Genomic DNA, 15,518 nt, shown 5'->3' on the forward strand with positions numbered 1-15,518 from the left:
TACGCACGCGCGCAGGATGGATTCCCGCTTGCGCGGGAATGGCGCTCGGGCGGAGGTGAGGACGGGCGCCGTCATGCCGCTTCCTGCACTTCGCCGGGCAGTCGCCTCGGCGCGCAGTCGCGCACCGCCTCGGCGATCGCCTTGATGTGCGCCGGCGTGGTGCCGCAGCAGCCTCCCACCAGGTTGAGCAGGCCGTCGCGGGCGAAGCCGGCGATCACCCCGGCCATGTGCTCGGGCGTTTCGTCGTACTCGGCGAATGCGTTGGGCAGGCCGGCGTTCGGGTGGGTGCTGACGTAGCTCTCGGCCAGATTGGCCAGGGTCTGGATATGCGGGCGGAGGTCCTCGGCGCCGAGGGCGCAGTTGAAGCCGACCGACAGCGGAAGGGCATGGCGTACCGAGTAGTAGAACGCCTCGGCGGTCTGCCCGGAAAGCGTGCGGCCGGAGCGGTCGGTGATGGTGCCGGAGATCATCACCGGCATGCGCGCGCCGCGCTGGTGGAACAGTTCGGAGAGCGCGAACAGCGCGGCCTTGGCGTTCAGCGTGTCGAAGATCGTCTCGACCATGATCACGTCGGCACCGCCGTCGATCAGGCCGCTGGCGGACTCGGTGTAGTTCGCCGCCAGTTCCTCGAAGGTGACGTTGCGGAAGCCGGGGTCGTTGACGTTCGGCGACAGCGAGGCGGTGCGGCTGGTGGGGCCGAGTACGCCGATCACGAAGCGTGGTTTCTCCGGCGTCCTCGCCGTCATCGCGTCGCAGGCGGCGCGGGCGAGTTTCGCGCCTTCGAGGTTCAACTCGTGCGCCAGATGTTGCAGCTTGTAGTCGGACTGGCTGATCCGGGTGGAGTTGAAGGTGTTGGTCTCGACCAGGTCGGCGCCGGCTTCGAGGTAGGCCTCGTGCACGCCGCGGATGATCTCCGGGCGGGTCAGCGTGAGCAGGTCGTTGTTGCCCTTGAGGTCGCAGCCGCCGGGATGGCCATGGGCATGGCCATCGTGCGCGTGCCCGTCGTGGCCATGCTCGAAACGCTCGCCGCGAAAGCCGTGCTCATCCAGCCCGTGTGCCTGCAGCATGGTGCCCATGCCGCCATCGAGGATCAGGATGCGCTGGCGCAGCGCCTGTTCCAGGGCGGCGACGCGATCGGGATGAAGCCAGGGCAGGGTACTCATCGAACTTCCTCTGGTTGAGCGGCGCAACGGTGTCGGGCGGCGCCGCGGTGTTCAGGCGCGCTTGCGCGCCAGCAGGCTGATCACTTCGAAATGGGGCGCCTTGCGTTCGCGGCTGAGCCGGTTGCAGCTCAGCACGTCGAGGCCGGCGGAGCGGGCGTAACCGTCGAGCTGTTCGCCGCTGAAACCGAGGTTGCGGTGGTCGAACGGCTCGACGGCGGCGCGGTGGTCGTGCTGGCCGAGCGTCACCGCCAGCAGGCGGCCGCCGGGGCGCAGCAGGCGCGCGGCCTCGGCCACCGCCTTGGCCGGGTGTTCGGCGTAGGTCAGCGCGTGCAGCATCAGCACCAGGTCGAAGCGCTGCTGGCCCAGCTCCAGCGCATGCATGTCGCCACGCACCACGCGCACGTTGGTGAACGCCTTGAGCCGTTTCGCGGCGGCCTCGACCACGCGCTCGCTGGAATCCACGCAGACGATGGAGTGCGCGTGCGGCGCCAGCAGCTCGGCGGTGATGCCGTCGCCGGAGGCGATGTCGAGCACGTCGCCGGTCTCCAGCAGCTGCAGCAGCGAGCGCGCCAGGGTTTCCCAGGTGCGGCCGGGCGAGTAATGGCGCTCCATGTCGCCGGCCACGGTGTCGGCCCAGCCTTCCTCGCGGGCGCGGTTGGCCAGCACGCCGGGCAGGCGCGCCGAATCCTCGCGCAGCAGGGCGTCGTCGATGCTGGCGCGCAGTGAGGCGAGCAGGCCGTGTTGGGCTTCATCGCCCTCGTTGTTGGCGCGGTAGTAGGCGGAAACGCCGGCGCGACGGTCGCGTACCAGGCCGGCCTCCTTCAGCTTGGCCAGGTGGGTGGACACGCGCGGTTGCGCCAGGTGCAGCACCGCGGCCAGTTCGGCCACGGTGAGTTCCTCGTGCTCGAGCAGGGCCAGCAGGCGCACGCGGGTGGGGTCGGCCAGCAGGCGCAGCACGCTGGAAGCGGTGGCCAGATCCATCGGTATCCCTGTATCGCGATACAAAGATGTACAGGCTAGGCCGCGCATTGCCACGCGTCAAGCGCGCGCCGCCGGAGCGGCAGGCCATTTCCCGCTAAAATCGGCGGCTCGATTGCCTCAAGGAGCCCGCCCGTGGATTTCCGTTTTACCGAAGACCAGTTGTCGATCCAGTCGGTTGCCCGTGATTTCGCGCAAAAGCGCATCGTGCCGGTGGCCGCCGAGCTGGATGCGAAGGGCGAGTTCCCGCTGGAGAACATTCGCGAGATGGGCCAGCTCGGCCTGATGGGCATCGAAGTGCCGGAGACCTACGGCGGTGCGGGCATGGACCCGGTCGCCTACGTGCTGGCCATGATCGAGATCGCCGCTGCCGACGCGGCCACCGCGACCGTGATGAGCGTGAACAATTCGCTGTTCTGCAACGGCATCCTGAAGCACGGCAACGAGGAGCAGAAACAGAAGTTCGTGCGTGCCATCGCCACTGGCGAGGCCATCGGCGCGTACGCGCTGACCGAGCCGCAATCCGGCTCCGACGCCTCGGCGATGCACACCCGCGCCACGAAGAATGCGAACGGCGACTGGGTGATCAACGGCAAGAAGAGCTGGATCACCTCCGGCCCGGTGGCGCGCTACATCGTGCTGTTTGCCATCTCGACGCCGGGCATCGGCGCCAAGGGCGTGTCGGCCTTCATCATCGACACTCAGTTGCCGGGCTTCCACGCCGGCAAGACCGAGCCGAAGCTGGGCATCCGCGCCTCGGCCACCTGCGAGATCGAGTTCACCGACTACGTCTGCCCGAAGGAAAACCTGCTGGGCGAGGAAGGCCGCGGCTTCTCCATCGCGATGGGCGTGCTCGACGCCGGCCGCATCGGCATCGCCTCGCAGGCGGTGGGCATCGCCCGCGCTGCGTACGAGGCCACGCTGCAGTGGTCGCGCGACCGCAAGGCGTTCGGCCAGCCGATCGGCAGCTTCCAGATGACGCAGTCGAAGATCGCTGACATGAAGTGCAAGCTGGATGCGGCGACCTTGCTGACCCTGCGCGCGGCCTGGACCAAGGGCGAGACCGAGAAGCACGGCGGCCGCTTCGGCACCGAGGCGGCAGTGGCCAAGCTGACCGCATCGGAAGCGGCGATGTGGATCAGCCACCAGGCGGTGCAGATCCACGGTGGCATGGGCTACTCGAAGGAGATGCCGCTGGAACGCTACTTCCGCGACGCCAAGATCACCGAGATCTACGAAGGCACCAGCGAGATCCAGCGCATGGTGATCGCGCGGGCGGAGACCGGGTTGCGGTGAGGCTGGGAATAGGGAGCAGGGATAGGGAATCGGAAGAGCGTCGCGGTCCGGCGCAATCCGGCTGATTGAAGCTTCGTCGCTTCCGACGGAAATGAAAACGCCCCGGCTGGTGCCGGGGCGTTTTTATTTGGGGCTTGCGGGACGGGCTTTTCCGATTCCCTATTCCCCAATCCCTACTTCCTGCTCCAGGCCCTCAATGCCCCCGCCGCGGATCGGAGTCGAACGTGTGCGGCCCCTGGATGCCCGGATGCTCGTGGCCGTCCAGCTTGTCGCCGAGCAGGCGACGCACTACGACGTAGAACACCGGGATCAGCAATACGCCGAGGAAGGTGGCGAACAGCATGCCGCCGATCACGCCGGTGCCGATCGCATGGCGCGCGTTGGCGCCGGCGCCGGTGGAGATGAACAGCGGGAACACGCCGCCGATGAATGCGATCGAGGTCATCAGGATCGGCCGCAGTCGCAGCCTGGCCGCGTCCACCACGGCTTCGCGCAAGGTGCGCCCCTGGCGTTGCTCGATCACCGCGAACTCCACGATCAGGATCGCGTTCTTCGCGGCCAGGCCCATCACCGTGATCACGCCGATCTTGAAATAGATGTCGTCGGGGAGGCCGCGCAGCAGGGTGAACACCACCGCGCCGAGGATGCCCAGCGGCACCACCAGCAGCACCGATACCGGGATCGACCAGCTCTCGTACAGCGCCGTCAGGCTCAGGAACACGATCAGCACCGACAGCACCATCAGCAGGATCGCCGCGTTGCCGGAGAGGATTTCCTGGTACGACTGGCCGGTCCAGTCATAGCCGAAGCCGCGGGGCAGGTCGTCGCTGACGATTTTCTGCATCGCGTTCATCGCCTCGCCCGAGGCATGTCCCGGCGCTGGCGAGCCGACGATCTCGACCGCCGAGTAGCCGTTGTAGCGGGTCAGCGACGGTGACGATATCTGCCATTTCGCCTGCACCACGTTGGACAGCGGGATCATCTGCGGGGTGCCGTCGGCATTGGTCCGCGTGCTGGGCGTGAAGATGTGCTGGAATGCCTCCGGACCCATCCGGTAGGGCGAGTCGGCCTGCATGATCACGCGCTTGACGCGACCGCCGTAGGAGAAATCGTTGACGTACACCGGTGCCAGCATGAGGCTGATCGCGTTGTAGATGTCGCCCACCGACAGCCCCATCGACAGCGTCTGGGTACGGTCGACGTCCAGGCGCAGTTGTGGCGCGTCCTCCAGCCCGTTCGGGCGCACGCCGACCAGCACTGGATTCTGACTGGCCGCACCAAGCAGGGTGTTGCGGGCGGCGGTGAGTGCATCACGCCCGGTACCGCCACGATCCTGCAGGTACATGTCGAAGCCGCCGAACTGGCCCAGACCCTGCACCGTAGGCACGTTGACGATGAAGATCTGTGCGTCGCGAACCGACTGCACGGCCCCGTTCGCGCGCTGGATGAATTCCGCGGCGGTGACGCCCAGATCGATCGGCTTGGCCTTGCCCTCCTTGACCAGCTTGTCGTGCTGCTCCTGCGCGGCCTTCTGGTCCGGCGCCCAGCCGCGTTCGCCCCATGGCTTGAGCCGGATGAACGCCATGCCCACGTTTTCGCCCTGGCCGAGGAAGCTGAAGCCTGAGACCTGGAGCGAGCTATCTACGGCGGGATCCTGCTTCAACACGGTGAGCATCTGGCCCATGGCCGCGTTGGTACGCTGCAGGCTGGCACCCGGCGGCAACTGCACGATCGCCAGCGCGAAGCCCTGGTCCTCCTCGGGCAGGAAGCTGCCGGGCAGGCGGGTGTACAGGAAGCCGGTCAGCACGCTGATCAGCACGAACACCACCATCCAGCGCGGTGCGTGGCGCACGGCGCTGCCGATGTGCCCGGTGTAGGTGTGGGTGACCTTCTCGAACGCGGTGTTGAACCAGCGGAACACGAAGTTTTTCTTCTCTTCGTGGACCGGCGTCAGGAAACTGGCGCACAGTGCCGGCGTGAACGACAGCGCGAGGAAGGCGGAGAAAGCCACCGACATCGCGATGGTCAGCGCGAACTGCTTGTAGATCACGCCGGCGGCGCCCGGCTGGAATGCCGACGGCACGAACACTGCGACCAGCACCACGGTGATGCCGACCACGGCACCGGTGATCTGCCCCATCGCCTTCTTGGTGGCCTCCCTCGGCGGCAGGCCTTCCTCGGTCATGATGCGTTCGACGTTCTCGATCACCACGATCGCATCGTCGACCACGATGCCGATCGCCAGCACCATGCCGAACAGGGTCAGCTGGTTGATGGTGAAGCCGAGCAGCAGCATGCCGATGAAGGTGCCGAGCAGGGCCACCGGGATCACCAGGGTGGGAATGATGGTGGCGCGGATGTTCTGCAGGAAGATCAGCATCACCAGGAACACGAGGGCGATCGCCTCGATCAGTGTGCGCACCACCTCGTTGACCGACACCTTGACGAAGGTGGTGGAGTCGTACGGGACGAGCCAGCTCACGCCTTGCGGGAAACTGCCGGCCAGCTCCTCCATCTTGCCGTGCACCGCGGTGGCCACGTCCAGCGCGTTGGCGCCGGGCAGCAGCATGACCGCAAACCCCGCCACCGGGGCGCCGTCGTAGGTGGTGTCGAAGCCGTATACGCCGGCGCCGAAGCTGATCCGGGCCACGTCGCCGAGCTTGACCGTGGTGCCGTCGTTGTTGGCGCGCAGGATGATGTTCTCGAACTGCTCGGGCGTGGTGAAGCGGCCCTCGGTGGCCACGGTGACGCTGATGCCCTGGCCGCTCGTCGCCGGGTCGGAACCCAGCGAGCCGGCCGCGAACTGCACGTTCTGCGCGGTGACCGCGGCCAGCGCCTCGCTGGCCGACAAACCGTAGCCCTGCAGCTTGTCCGGGTTCAGCCAGATGCGCATGGCGTACTCGCCGCCGAACTGCTGGGTGTTGCCGACGCCGGGCACGCGCGCGATCTGGTCGAGTACCTGCGACGCCACGATGTCGTTGAGGCGGGCGCGGTCGATCGCCGGGTTGTCCGAACGCAGCGCGACCACCTCGAGGAAGCCGGTGTTGGCCTTCGCCACCACCACGCCCTGCTTGGTCACCTCCGACGGCAGGCGCGGCGTGGCCAGCGAAACCTTGTTCTGCACCTGCACCTGGGCGATGTCCGGGTCGGTGCCGTTCTCGAAGGTCAGCGTGATGCTGACGCGTCCGCTGGAGCTGGACGAGGAGCTGAAGTACAGCAGGTGATCGATGCCGGTCAGCTGCTGCTCGATCACCTGGGTGACGTTCTTCTCGGTGGTATCTGCGCTGGCACCCGGGTAGGTGGCGTTGACCACGACCGACGGCGGGGCGACCGACGGATAGGACTCCACGCCCAGGTTGAGGATGGACAGTACGCCGCCCAGCGCGATCAGGATGGCCACCACCCACGCGAAGATCGGGCGGTCGATGAAGAAACTCGGCATGGTCGGACTCCGTTACTTGGCGTTCGGGACGGCGCCCGGAGCACTGGCGGTGGCGGGTCCGTTGGCGGTCGCGGGCTTCCACGGAGTGGGCTTGGCCGGCGCGCCGTCCTTCACTTTCTGCAATCCGGACATGATGACCTGGTCGCCGGCGGCGAGGCCGTCGCTGACGACCCAGTTGCCGTCGCGCATGTCGGTGGTGGTGACGTTCTTGCGCTTGACGTTGCCGTCCTTGCCGATCGTCATCACGTAGGTGCCGCCGGTGTCGCGCTGCACCGCCTGCTGCGGAACGACGAACACCTTGTGCTGCTGGCCGAGGTTAGCCTTCAGCGTCACGTACATGCCCGGCAGCAGGCCGTGTTTCGGGTTCGGCACGACCGCGCGCAGATTGACCGCGCCGGTGGCCGGGTTGACGGCGATGTCGGAGAAGTCCAGCACGCCCGGCTCGCCGTAGGTGCTGCCGTCGGGCAGGGTGATCTGCACGCTCGCCTTGTTCGGCTCGGTCAGGGTGACGTTGCCGCTGCTCTGCGCGCGGCGCATCTGCTCCAGTGAATCCACGCTCATGGTGAAGTTCACATACATTGGGTCGATCTGGTCGACCGTGGTGAGCAACGTGGCCACGTCGTCGGCGCCGACCAGCGCACCCTCGGTGACCTGCTGCTGGCCGGCGCGGCCGGCGATCGGCGCACTGACGCTGGCGTAGTCGAGCTTGATGCGCGCGGTCTGCACATTCGCCTGCGCTGCCTGCACCGCGGCGGCGGCGCTGCGTTCGGCGGCCAGGGCGTTGTCCAGGTCCGCCTTGGACACGTAGCCCTTGGGCGCCAGCTCACGCACGCGCGCAGCGGTGATCTTGTTGTTGGTCCAGGTGGCCTGGGCCTGGGCCAGCGAGGCCTGGGCCGCGTCCAGCGTGGCCTTCAGCGGGGCCGGGTCGATCTGGAACAGCAGCTGGCCCTGCTTGACGTTGGTGCCTTCGGTGTACGCGCGCTTGAGCAACACGCCGGCCACGCGGGCACGCACGTCGGCGCTGCGGTAGGCCGACAGCCGGCCGACCAGGTTCCTGGTCAGCGGCGAGCTTTGCGGCTGCACCTGGATCACGCCGACTTCCGGCGGTGGCATCTGCGGCGGCCCCTGTTCCTTGCCTTTGCCGCAGGCGGCCAGCGCCAGCAGGCTCAGGCACAGCAAGGGTGTGCTCAGTGATGAGGACTTCATGGAAACTCCAGAACTTGTTGAAACAGGGATAGGGGGTGATGCCGGACGCAAGGCCGGGTCCCGTAGACGGGATACAGCAAAGCGTTCGACGTGTCCTGTGTCATAGGTTGGCGCGATGGGGAATTGTCGTGCCTCGAAGCGGCATCTGCTCCGCAACGCGCTGCGCAAAGCGGTGTGAACTCAGACTATACCGGCCAGTTTACATTTTATGGAGGCCACGAATCCAGCCATTGACAGGGGCATGACGGTCTGGACACGTGCTGGAGCAAGCGGGCTGACCAGCCCCTGCCGGAGTCATCACGCGGGCTTGCCGAGCGATGCAGTTTTTCGTGGCGCGCCGATTGCCGCGATGCACTTCGAGGCACCGCGGACATCCCCCGCGCCGGGCGCGGAACCATGCGCGCGTGCATGGTCGCGACGGGGGTGCGCGGCTGGATTCGCCTTGTCTCGCGGCGTATCCTTCCAAGGCTTTATACCCGCCACACCCATCATCGTCTCCATCAATCAGAAGATGCCATGAATGCGACCCCTGCAGCGAACGACCCTTCCCTTTCGTCAGTAGTATTCGCCGAGCTGAAAAAGGGCGGTTTTTCGCCCGAGCGCCTGAATGAGGCGCAGGTTTTCTGCGAGGCTTTCTTTGCACGCATCGGGGGCGGCGACGCGCATCTGCACACACCGGTGCAATGGGCGGCGCTGGTCGGCAGCTTGCTGGACTTCATGCAGAAGCGTCGTGAAGGCGAGGCCTGCGTGCGTGTGCTCAGTCCGGCGGACGTGCAGGCCGGCCGCAGCCTGCTGCAGATCGTCACCGACGACATGCCGTTCCTGGTCGACACGGTCAGCATGGTCGTCTCGGCGAAGCTGCAGATCCATGCGGTGATCCACCCGGTGCTGAAGGTGGTGCGCGACGCTTCCGGCAAGCTGCTTGGCCTTGGCGGCGCCGCCGGCGGCGCCGAATCGCTGATGCATTTCGAGATCGACCGGGTTGCCGATGCCGCCGAACAGGCGCAACTGGAAGGGCAGGTTGCCGCCGCGCTGGAAGACGTGCGCGCCGCGGTGGGCGACTGGTCGGCGATGCGCGACAAGGCGCTGGCGGTGGCCAACGAGCTGCCGCAGCGCAAGCTGCCGCTGGATGCCGCCTCGGTGCAGGAAGCCAGCGAGTTCATGCGCTGGATCGCCGCCGACAACTTCACCTTCCTCGGCTACCGCGAATACGAAGTCGCCGACGCCGACGGCGATCGCGTGCTGCGGGCGGTCGAATCGTCCGGCCTGGGCATCCTGCGCAGCAACGAACGCTCGATGGCGCCGCGCTCGCTGAGCACGCTGGCCGCCAGCGAGCTGCCGCAGTCGGGTGCCATCGACGCGATCATCCTGACCAAGACCAACGCGCGCTCGCACGTGCACCGCACCGGCTACATGGATTACATCGGCGTGCTGCAGTTCGGTGCCGACGGCCGTGCGGTGGCCGAGCAGCGCTTCCTCGGCCTGTTCTCTTCCAATGCCTACATGGCCCGCCCGCAGGACGTGCCGCTGGTGCGGCACAAGGCGGAAGCGGTGCTGGCGCGCTCCGGCCTCAAGCGCGATTCGTACTCCGGCAAGTCGCTGCGTCACATCCTGGAAACCCTGCCGCGCGAGGAACTGTTCCAGAGCACCGAGGACGAGTTGTTCGCCACTGCGATGGGCATCCTCGAACTGCGCCAGCGCGCGCGCACGCGGCTGTTCATGCGCCGCGACCGCTACGGCCGTTTCTTCACCTGCATGGTGTTCGTGCCGCGCGACCGCTTCAACACCTCCGTGCGCGAGCGCATCGAGTCGCTGCTGCGCACGGCGCTGCACGCCGAGCAGAGCGATTCCTCGGTGCAGATGGGCGAGGCCGCGCTGGCGCGGCTGACCATCGTGCTGCGGCCGAAGATCGGCGACCAACCGTCCTACGACCTGGCCGAGCTGGAGCAGGGGGTGACCAGCATCGTGCGCAACTGGCACGACGAGGTGCGCGACGCGCTGGTGCGCCTGCGCGGCGAGCACGGGGGCGTGGTGCTGGCCAATCGCTACACACGCGCGCTGCCGGCCGGCTACATCGAGGACGTCAGCCCCGCGGTGGCCGCCGAGGACGTGTACCAGCTCTCGCAGCTGGTCGGTGACAACGCGCTGCGGATGTCGTTCTACCACCCGCCGAAGGCTCCCGAGACGCTGCGCTTCAAGGTGTACCGCTCCGGCGGCGACATCGCGCTGTCCGAAGTGCTGCCGCAGCTGGAGAACCTCGGCCTGCGCGTGCTCACCGAGCATGTCTACGAGGTTTCCGGCGAGGCTTCGCTGTCGATCCAGGATTTCGAGGTGCAGCCGGTCGGCAAGCTCACCTTCGGGGTGGAGCAGGTCGGCGCGCTGTTCGAGGACGCGTTCGAGCAGATCTGGCGCGGCAACGCCGAGAACGACGGCTTCAACCGGCTGGTGCTCGGCGCCAAGCTGAGCTGGCGTCAGGTGGCGATGCTGCGCGGCTACTGCAAGTACCTGCTGCAGACCGGCGCCACCTTCTCTCAGTCGTACATGGAGGAAACGCTGAACCGCTATCCCGCGATCGCCGGGCTGCTGGTGGAGCTGTTCCTGGCCAAGTTCGATCCGCGCCGCGAGACGCTTTCCGCCGACGAGTTGCAGGCCGCCGTCGCGACGCTTGCTGCCGAGATGCTGGCGCTGATCCCGGCCAGCGTACAGGCCGCGCAGCCGGGCCTGATCGGCGAGCTGGCCGCGTCGCTGTCGAAGCCGCGCGACGAGCAGATCCAGGCGGTGGAGAGCGCGGTAGGCATCCTGCTGGAGAACGTGGCCAGCCTCGATGAGGACCGTATCCTGCGCGGCTTCGTGAAGCTGATCCGCGCCACCTTGCGCACCAGCTTCTTCCAGCAGTGGGACGGCGCGTACCGCGACTACATCAGCTACAAGCTCGACTCGCATGCCGTGCCTGGCCTGCCCAAGCCGGTACCGTACCGCGAGATCTGGGTGTGCGCGCCGCGCGTCGAGGGTGTCCACCTGCGCTTCGGCCCGGTGGCGCGCGGCGGCCTGCGCTGGTCCGATCGCCGCGAGGATTTCCGCACCGAGGTGCTGGGCCTGGTCAAGGCGCAGATGGTGAAGAACACGGTGATCGTGCCGGTCGGTTCCAAGGGCGGCTTCTTCGTCAAGAAGTCCCCGGCCGCCAGCGATCGCGACGCGGTACTGGCCGAGGGCATCGCCTGCTACCGCCTGTTCATCAACGGCCTGCTCGACGTCACCGACAACCTGGTCGACGGCAAGGTGGTGCATCCGCACGACGTGGTGCGCCACGACGCGGACGACCCCTACCTGGTGGTGGCCGCCGACAAGGGCACCGCCAAGTTCTCCGACATCGCCAACGCGATCTCGATCGAGCACAACTACTGGCTCGGCGACGCGTTCGCCTCAGGCGGCTCGCACGGCTACGACCACAAGGGCATGGGCATCACCGCCCGCGGTGCGTGGGAGTCGGTGAAGCGTCATTTCCGCGCGCTCGGCCGCGATTGCCAGACACAGGACTTCACCTGCGTGGGCATCGGCGACATGTCCGGCGACGTGTTCGGCAACGGCATGCTGCTGTCCGAGCACACCCTGCTGGTGGCCGCGTTCGACCATCGCCACGTGTTTCTCGATCCGAACCCGGATGCGGCCCGCTCGTTCGTCGAGCGCAAGCGCATGTTCGACGTGCCGCGCTCGAGCTGGGACGACTACGACAAGTCGCTGATCTCCGCCGGCGGCGGCGTCTACCCGCGCAGCGCCAAGTCGATCCCGCTGTCGCCGGAGATGCGCGCGGTGCTGGGGCTCAAGCCCGAGGTCGAGCAGCTGGCGCCGAGCGACCTGCTCAGCGCGATCCTGAAGGCGCCGGTGGACCTGATCTTCAACGGCGGCATCGGCACCTACATCAAGTCGTCCGGCGAAACGCACGCCGAGGTTAGCGACCGCGCCAACAACGCGCTGCGCATCAACGGCGCCGACGTGCGCGCGAAGATCATCGGCGAGGGCGGCAACCTGGGCATGACCCAGAAGGGCCGCATCGAGGCGGCGCAGCATGGCGTGCTGCTGAACACCGACTTCATCGACAACTCCGCCGGCGTGGACACCTCCGACCACGAGGTGAACATCAAGATCCTGCTGAACGACGCGGTGCAGCGCGGCGAGCTCAGCTTCGACGCGCGCAACACCCAGCTCGCCGCGATGACCGACGAGGTGGCCCAGCTGGTGCTGTGGGACAACTACCGGCAGAACCAGGCGATCACCCTGATGGAGCAGCAGTCGGTGCACCGCATCGGCTCGATGGCGCACTTCATCCGCACGCTGGAGGCCGAAGGCACGCTCGACCGCCAGGTGGAGAACCTGCCCGGCGAGGCCGAGCTGACCGAGCGCAAGAGCCGCGGCTTGGGGCTGACCCGGCCGGAGCTGGCGGTGCTGCTGTCCTACGACAAGATCCGCCTGTTCCAGCAGCTGCTGGACTCGGACGTGCCGGAGGACCCCTATCTGTCGAAGGAACTGGTGCGCTACTTCCCGCTGCCGCTGCACGAGAAGTACGCCGCGCACATGCAGCGCCACCGGTTGAAGCGCGAAATCATCGCCACCGCGGTGACCAACTCGACGATCAACCGCATGGGCGCCACCTTCATGATGCGCATGCAGGAAGACACCGGGCAGGGCCCGGCGGCGATCGCCAAGGCGTACACCGCGGCGCGCGAGATCCTCGAGGCGCGCGAGCTGTGGGCCGAGATCGAGGCGCTGGACGCCAGGGTAGCCGAGGACACCCAGATCGACGCGATCAAGCAGATCTGGTCGCTGCTGCGGCACATGACGCGCTGGCTGCTGAACCGCCCCGGCGGCTCGCTGGACATCGCCGCCAACGTCGAGCGCTACCAAACCGGTGTATCGGCCCTGCGCAAGGCCTTGCCCGGCGTGCTCACGGCGACCGGCAAGGGCGATTTCTCCTCCAGCCACGAGAAGTGGGAAGGCCTGGGCCTGCCGGTGGAGCTGGCGTTGCGGATGGCCCGCATGCCGGAGCTGCGCGCCGCGCTAGACATGGTCGAGGTGAGCCAGCAGAGCGGCCAGCCGATCGAGAAGGTCGCCAGCGTGTTCTACGAGCTGGGCGAGGCGCTGGACCTGGAATGGCTGCGCGACCAGATCGAGGCGCTGCCGGTGGAAGGCCACTGGCATGCACAGGCCCGCGGCTCGCTGCTGGACGAGCTCAACCACCAGCACCGGGCGCTGTCGCTGCAGGTGCTGAACCTCGGCGGCGGCAGCAAGGATGTCTCGCCGGTGCAGGCGTGGCTGCAGCGCGACGACGCCACCTTGCAGTACACCCGCAGCATGCTGGCGGAAATCCTCACCCAGAACGCGGACTACCCGATCGCCTCGGTCGCGGTGCGCCGGCTGGCCCAGCTGGCGCAGGTGCCGGTGGTCTGAGAGCTGGGAATAGGGAACAGGAAATAGGGAATGGTATAGGCGGCGGCGCGCAGGCTTGATTTGTCGCGTATCTTGCCGGGATGATCGGAAGAGCACGCATGACAGCTCTTCCGACTCTCTATTCCCTACTCCCTATTCCCGGCCCCTCCCCATGCGCATTGCCTTTGTCGCCAGTGAGGTCAGTGTCGCCCAGCAGGCGTGGCGCAAACTGGTGGAGCGCTATGGCAACGTGCCGCCGGAGCACGCCGAGCTGATCGTGGCGCTGGGCGGTGACGGCTTCATGTTGCGCACCCTGCACGCGTACCACGCGCTGGACGTGCCGGTATATGGCATGAAGCTGGGCCGGGTCGGCTTCCTGATGAACAAGCACCGGCTTGACGGCCTGCCGGAGCGGGTCGCGCGCGCACACACGGCCTCGCTGTTTCCGCTGCAGATGGCGGTCGTCGACGCGGCCGGCAACCATCACGTCGCGCTGGCGTTCAACGAAGTCTCGCTGCTGCGCCAGAGCAACCAGGCCGCACACCTGGAGGTGCAGCTCAACGATACGGTGAAGCTGCCGAACCTGATCTGCGACGGCATCATGGTGGCTACGCCGGCCGGCTCGACTGCCTACAACCTGTCCGCGCATGGCCCGATCCTGCCGCTGGACGCCAATGTGCTGGCGCTTACCCCGATCAGCCCGTTCCGCCCGCGCCGCTGGCGCGGTGCGATCCTGCCGCACCGCACCCAGGTGACGCTGCGCGTGCTCGATCCAGGCAAGCGCCCGGTCAGCGCCACCGCCGATTTCCACGAGGTGCGCGACGTGCGCACGGTGGCGATCCGCCAGTCCGGCGGGCAGGGCGTGCGGCTGCTGTTCGACCCCGAGCACAACCTGGAGCAGCGCATCCTCGACGAGCAGTTCGCCGCGGAATGAACGAGCAGAAACGCGTGGAGAAAGGCGGGAGGTGGGAGAAAAGCCTGAGCCCGCCGTCTCTAGCCTTTCACCCTCTCCGCTCGCCCGCCCGATGCGGTAGATTCGCGGCATGAACCAGCCAACCGCCCACGATCCCGTCTCCTCCACCGACAACCGCCTCGTGGTGGCGATTTCCTCGCGCGCGCTGTTCGACCTCGGCGACAGCCATGCGCTGTTCGAACGCGAGGGCCTCGATGCCTACCGCTCGTTCCAGATCGAGCACGAGGACGAGATCCTGCAGCCTGGCGTGGCCTTTCCGTTGGTGCAGAAGTTGCTCGGGCTGAACAAGCTGGCCGGTGACGTGCCGCCGGTCGAGGTGATCCTGCTGTCGCGCAACTCCGGCGACACTGGGCTGCGCATCTTCAACGCGATCCAGCACTACGGCCTGGAGATCAGCCGCGCCGCGTTCACCAGCGGCGCGCCCACCTCCGATTACATTGCGCCGTTCCGGGCCGACCTGTTCCTCTCGGCCAACGCCGAAGACGTCGGCCGCGCGCTGGCTGCCGGCGTGGCGGCGGCCACCATCCTGCCCAGCGTTGCGCCACCGCGCATGAGCGAGCAGTTGCGCATCGCCTTCGACGGCGACGCCGTGATCTTCGGCGACGAGGGCGAGCGCGTCTCGCGCGAGGAAGGCCTGGAGGCCTTCCACCGCAACGAGACCGAGCATGCTGCCGAGCCGCTATCGGTCGGTCCATTCCGCGGCTTCCTCACCGCGCTGCACCACCTGCAGACCGCGTTCCCCGCGGAGGACTCGCCGATCCGCACCGCGCTGGTCACCGCCCGTTCCGCCCCCGCGCACAAGCGGGTGATCCTCACCCTGCGTCGCTGGGGCGTGCGTATCGACGAGGCGCTGTTCCTCGGCGGCCGCGACAAGGGTCCGTTCCTCGACGCGTTCGGCGCGGACATCTTCTTCGACGACTCGCTGGCCAACGTGGAGTCAGCGCGCAAGCACGTGGCCACCGGGCACGTGCCGCACGGCGTGAGCAATCACTAGCATCGGCGCGGGCGCGGAGCTGTTCCGACGGACATACGTGGG

Annotated in this window: 8 protein-coding genes; 4 read left to right on the forward strand and 4 right to left on the reverse strand. The window is 67.4% G+C overall.

Translation table 11 applies throughout. The features are described 5' to 3' along the window. Positions 1–71: 71 nt before the first annotated feature. Positions 72–1,163, reverse strand: a complete 1,092-nt coding sequence (locus UUA_RS06485) for a homocysteine S-methyltransferase family protein (protein WP_008435282.1) — start codon at positions 1,161–1,163, stop codon at positions 72–74. Between the two features lie 51 nt (positions 1,164–1,214). Next, positions 1,215–2,144 carry an ArsR/SmtB family transcription factor gene (locus tag UUA_RS06490; RefSeq protein WP_008435283.1) on the reverse strand — a complete coding sequence of 310 codons (930 nt, stop codon included), beginning with the start codon at positions 2,142–2,144 and terminating at the stop codon, positions 1,215–1,217. Positions 2,145–2,243: 99 nt separating this feature from the next. Here UUA_RS06490 and UUA_RS06495 point away from each other — a divergent pair, with 99 nt between their 5' ends. After that, entirely contained in the window at positions 2,244–3,437 is a 1,194-nt protein-coding gene (locus UUA_RS06495) for an acyl-CoA dehydrogenase family protein (protein WP_425476885.1), read from the forward strand. Positions 3,438–3,630: 193 nt separating this feature from the next. On the opposite strand, the gene UUA_RS06500 is transcribed toward UUA_RS06495, so the two are convergent. Both UUA_RS06500 and UUA_RS06505 read right to left on the reverse strand, forming a co-directional pair. After that, a complete protein-coding gene (locus tag UUA_RS06500; protein WP_008435285.1) occupies positions 3,631–6,879 on the reverse strand; it encodes an efflux RND transporter permease subunit in 3,249 nt (1,082 codons plus the stop codon). A gap of 12 nt (positions 6,880–6,891) precedes the next feature. After that, a complete protein-coding gene (locus UUA_RS06505) occupies positions 6,892–8,085 on the reverse strand; it encodes an efflux RND transporter periplasmic adaptor subunit (RefSeq protein WP_039953660.1) in 1,194 nt (397 codons plus the stop codon). A 516-nt stretch (positions 8,086–8,601) separates the two neighbouring features. On the opposite strand from UUA_RS06505, the gene UUA_RS06510 reads away from it, so the two are divergent. The 3 genes from UUA_RS06510 (at position 8,602) to UUA_RS06520 (ending at position 15,476) form a co-directional block, all read left to right on the forward strand. Further along, positions 8,602–13,530: an NAD-glutamate dehydrogenase gene (locus tag UUA_RS06510; RefSeq protein WP_008435287.1), complete on the forward strand. Its 4,929-nt coding sequence runs from the start codon at positions 8,602–8,604 to the stop codon at positions 13,528–13,530. 151 nt (positions 13,531–13,681) lie between these two features. Further along, the gene (locus UUA_RS06515) at positions 13,682–14,443 is read left to right on the forward strand and encodes an NAD kinase (RefSeq protein ID WP_008435288.1); all 762 of its coding nucleotides are present in this window, start codon (positions 13,682–13,684) and stop codon (positions 14,441–14,443) included. Between the two features lie 109 nt (positions 14,444–14,552). Next, the gene (locus tag UUA_RS06520; protein ID WP_008435289.1) at positions 14,553–15,476 is read left to right on the forward strand and encodes a 5'-nucleotidase; all 924 of its coding nucleotides are present in this window, start codon (positions 14,553–14,555) and stop codon (positions 15,474–15,476) included. Positions 15,477–15,518: the final 42 nt, after the last annotated feature.

The organism is Rhodanobacter thiooxydans LCS2, assembly GCF_000264375.1.
GTDB classification, from domain to species: Bacteria; Pseudomonadota; Gammaproteobacteria; order Xanthomonadales; family Rhodanobacteraceae; genus Rhodanobacter; species Rhodanobacter thiooxydans.

What these genes read in the sequence shown, in the direction of transcription:
- UUA_RS06515 (WP_008435288.1), top strand. Translation starts at nt 13,682, where the DNA reads ATGCGCATTGCCTTTGTCGCCAGTGAGGTCAGTGTCGCCCAGCAGGCG.
- UUA_RS06520 (WP_008435289.1), top strand. Translation starts at nt 14,553, where the DNA reads ATGAACCAGCCAACCGCCCACGATCCCGTCTCCTCCACCGACAACCGC.
- UUA_RS06505 (WP_039953660.1), bottom strand. Translation starts at nt 8,085, where the DNA reads ATGAAGTCCTCATCACTGAGCACACCCTTGCTGTGCCTGAGCCTGCTG.
- UUA_RS06510 (WP_008435287.1), top strand. Translation starts at nt 8,602, where the DNA reads ATGAATGCGACCCCTGCAGCGAACGACCCTTCCCTTTCGTCAGTAGTA.
- UUA_RS06500 (WP_008435285.1), bottom strand. Translation starts at nt 6,879, where the DNA reads ATGCCGAGTTTCTTCATCGACCGCCCGATCTTCGCGTGGGTGGTGGCC.
- UUA_RS06490 (WP_008435283.1), bottom strand. Translation starts at nt 2,144, where the DNA reads ATGGATCTGGCCACCGCTTCCAGCGTGCTGCGCCTGCTGGCCGACCCC.
- UUA_RS06485 (WP_008435282.1), bottom strand. Translation starts at nt 1,163, where the DNA reads ATGAGTACCCTGCCCTGGCTTCATCCCGATCGCGTCGCCGCCCTGGAA.